Here is a 3599-nt window from a genome sequence, read left to right on the forward strand (position 1 = left end):
CTGGCAGGCGTTTTGTCCGGTGACCAGTGCCAACGAAGATAGGACGATGCGATGCGCATTCACCTTCAGGCCGGATAGTGGCGAAATGACGGGGATTTCAGCCGCTCAGTGGTCGGGCGACGATTAACCCAAGTTTCCGTAGGAATGATCCGTGGGATCAAGCAGAAGTGCCTCCGCCCTGGCCTTCGCCAGCGTGACAGGCCCGGGGCTGAGCCCCTGGACCCACTTTCGTTGGCGCGCGCCGCACGACGAAATTTGAGCAAAAGGCGCAAGCAAGACAAATGGGTGCAGGCCTCAGGCCTGCCCGCCGGAGGCATTTTTCCTCGTTCTTGAAACCGTGCCAATGCAGAATCCCGAAAAGCTTAGCTTGAGAGGGACCAGCTATCAATAACCGGTTCCGCCGAACTCGCTTTCGGCGCGGTCGGCGAATTTGGTGAACTGCTTGATGAAGGTCAGCGGCACCGTGCCGGTGGCACCGTGGCGCTGCTTGGCGATGATCACCTCGGCCAGACCGAAGATTTTTTCGGCTTTTTCCCGCCACTTCATGTGCTTGTCGCCATCTTCGGGATCGGGCTGTTTCAGGCTGTGATAATATTCCTCGCGGTAGACGAACATCACGATGTCTGAATCCTGCTCGATGGTGCCGGATTCGCGCAGATCGGCGAGCTGCGGCCGCTTGTCCTCGCGGTTTTCGACGGCACGGCTGAGCTGCGACAAGGCGATCACCGGCACCTGCAGTTCCTTGGCCAGTGTTTTCAGGCCGCGGGTGATCTCGGAAATTTCCTGCACGCGGTTGTCGCTGCCGCTGTTCTTGGACCCGGTGAGCAGCTGCAGATAGTCGACGACAATCAGCCCGATGCCATGCTGGCGCTTCAGCCGGCGGGCGCGGGTGCGCAGGGCGGCAATCGAAAGCCCGGGCGTATCGTCGATCCACAGCGGCAGCGCGGCCAGATCGCTGGAGGCGCGGGCCAGCCGGGTGAAATCGTCATCGGAAATCTTGCCCATCCTCAGCGATTCGCCGTTCACTTCGGATTGTTCGGCCAGAATGCGGGTGGCGAGCTGGTCGGACGACATTTCGAGGCTGAAGAAGGCTACGGGTGCGCCGGAGGATTTCTCCGCCTCGATGCCGCGCGCCCGGTCCTGCGCGAAACGCTGGGCGCAGGCAAAGGCGATGTTGGTGGCAAGGCTGGTCTTGCCCATGGCCGGGCGGCCGGCGAGGATGAGCAAGTCTGACTTGTGCAGGCCGCCCATTTTTTCGTTCAGGCCGGTGAGGCCAGTGGTGTAACCCGACAGATGCCCGCCTGAGCGCTTGGCGCGATCGGCCTGGGCCACGGCTTCCATCGCGGCTTCGCGGAAGGTCTTGACCGCGCCCTGCACTTCGCCGGCTTCGGCGACCTTGTAGAGCGCCATTTCAGCGGCTTCGATCTGGGTGATCGGCGCGATATCCTTGCTGGTGTCGCTGGCCTCCGTCACCATCTCGCGGCCAACACGGATCAGCTCGCGCAGCAGGGCCAAGTCATAGATTTGGCTCGCAAAATCACGTGCCGCCAGCAGTGCGGCACCATTCTGGGTGAGGCTGGCGAGATAGCCAGGGCCGCCCAGTTCGGCGATGGCCGGATCGGCGTCGAACATCGGCTTCAGCGTCACCGGAGTCGCCGCCATGCCCTTGGCCGACAGGGTGAGCACTGCGGCATAGATGCGGCCGTGCAGTGGGTCGGCGAAATGTTCGGATTTCAGCTTGGTGATGACGTCTTCCACCAGCCGGTTGTCGATCATCAGCGCGCCAAGCAGGGCGGCTTCGGCTTCCAGATTTTGCGGCAGGGTCGGCGTGCCCTGCCCGCCATCAACAATGCGAAGCGGGGTGATTGAAGGGGGAATACTGGCCATCGGGTGGTCATCGCGCAACGCTCTGGCAAAGCCAAGGCGCAGGACAAAATTTCGCGGTGGGCAGGCCTGTGGACAAGCCGTGCACAGCATCGGGACAAGTCGCGCCGCTTGCCGGGGCCTCCCACAATCGCGTAAGGCCGCCGCGGTGAGCAACATTCCCGATTTTCGTGGCCGTTCGGCCTCCCGCCTGGCTGCCGTGCAGGCACTGTACCAGCTGGAGATGCGCGGCGAGACCGTGCCCAAGCTGTTGACCGAGTTCCACGCCCACCGGCTGGGCCAGGAAATCGAAGGCGCCGAATATCTCGCCGCCGATGAGCCGTTCTTCGACGATGTGGTGGCCGGCGTTGCTGCCCGTCAGGCCGAGCTAGACGAACTGATCAGCAGTGGCCTGGCCGAAGGCTGGTCGTTGAACCGGCTCGACCGGCCGATGCGCGCCCTGCTGCGTGCGGCGCTGTACGAGCTGGTGGCGCGGGCGGATGTGTCGGCAGCGACGGTCATCAACGAATATGTTGATGTTGCCCACGCCTTCCACGACGAGAAGGAAGCCAAGTTCGTCAACGGCCTGCTCGACACGCTGGCCCGCCGGGTGCGCGGCTGACGCAGATGGCAGAGCGGGACTTCATCGCCCGCCTGAGCGCCGCGCTGGCGACCTCGCCCGCCGCGCGCGGCTTTGCTGATGATGCGGCGGTGTGGATGCCGCCGCTGGGCCGCAATCTGGTCTTCACCCATGATGTACTGGCCGCCGGCGTGCATTATCTGGCCGATGATCCGCCATCGGATGTGGCGTGGAAGCTGCTGGCGGTGAACCTCTCCGATCTGGCCGCGATGGCGGCCACCCCGGCGGGTGTGCTGCTGGGCCTGGGCCTTTCAGCTGCTGAAGACGATGCCTGGCGTGACGCCTTCATTGCCGGCCTCGCGCGGGCGCTCGATCATTTCGGCGTCGAACTTTGGGGCGGCGATACCGTGTCTGGCTTGGCGCAGGCCGTGCTGGGCCTGACCGCCATTGGCTGGGTCGAACCGGGCCGGGCGCTCGGCCGCAAGGGCGCGCAGCCGGGCGACGCCGTTTGGGTTTCGGGCACGATTGGCGATGCCGGGCTGGGCCTCGCCGTGGCCAAAGGCGAAGCGCCGTTCGACAAGCCGCTGCTGAACCGCTTCCGCCGCCCGACGCCGCGCCTCGCGCTGGGGGCCGTGCTGGGCGGCATGGCGACGGCAGGCATGGATGTTTCAGATGGGCTGCTGATCGATGCTGACCGGCTGGCCGCGGCAAGCGGCGTGGCGCTGTGCATCGATCTGGCCGCCGTGCCGCTGTCGCGCTCCGCTGCCGGACTGGATGAAGTGCTGGCGCGGGCGACGGCCGGCGATGATTACGAACTGCTGTTCACGGCGCCGGCCGATGCCGACATGGCCGCGCTGGCCGCTCCCACCAAAACGCTGGTGACCCGCATCGGCACGGTGGCCGCTGGTTCTGGTGTGATGCTCAGCTTTGCCGGCCAGTCGGTGCCACTCCCCGCCCGGCTGGGCTGGGAGCACGGTTAATACCACATCCCGTTGAGCTGAACGCATCAGGAAGAGGGCCTCCGGCGGCCAGGGGCTGAGCCCCTGGACCCACTTTTGTTGGCGCGCCCCCAATCACTAAAATTGACCCTGGCGGGCGGACAAACAAAGGGGTCCAGCCCTCTGCCGTGCCCGCCGGAGGCTCTGCTTCCTTGTTC

At 65.0% G+C, this 3599-nt stretch carries 3 protein-coding genes; 2 read left to right on the forward strand and 1 reads right to left on the reverse strand.

The features are described 5' to 3' along the window. Positions 1–384: 384 nt before the first annotated feature. A complete protein-coding gene (locus RMO81_RS09470; RefSeq protein WP_310475594.1) occupies positions 385–1887 on the reverse strand; it encodes a replicative DNA helicase in 1503 nt (500 codons plus the stop codon). Between the two features lie 145 nt (positions 1888–2032). On the opposite strand from RMO81_RS09470, the gene nusB reads away from it, so the two are divergent. Both nusB and thiL read left to right on the forward strand, forming a co-directional pair. Further along, positions 2033–2485 carry a transcription antitermination factor NusB gene (nusB, locus tag RMO81_RS09475; RefSeq protein ID WP_310475595.1) on the forward strand — a complete coding sequence of 151 codons (453 nt, stop codon included), beginning with the start codon at positions 2033–2035 and terminating at the stop codon, positions 2483–2485. A 5-nt stretch (positions 2486–2490) separates the two neighbouring features. Next, positions 2491–3423: a thiamine-phosphate kinase gene (gene thiL, locus RMO81_RS09480; RefSeq protein WP_310475596.1), complete on the forward strand. Its 933-nt coding sequence runs from the start codon at positions 2491–2493 to the stop codon at positions 3421–3423. Positions 3424–3599 lie beyond the last annotated feature (176 nt).

The sequence above is a fragment of the Sandarakinorhabdus sp. genome, from assembly GCF_031422795.1.
Classification (GTDB): domain Bacteria; phylum Pseudomonadota; class Alphaproteobacteria; order Sphingomonadales; family Sphingomonadaceae; genus Sandarakinorhabdus.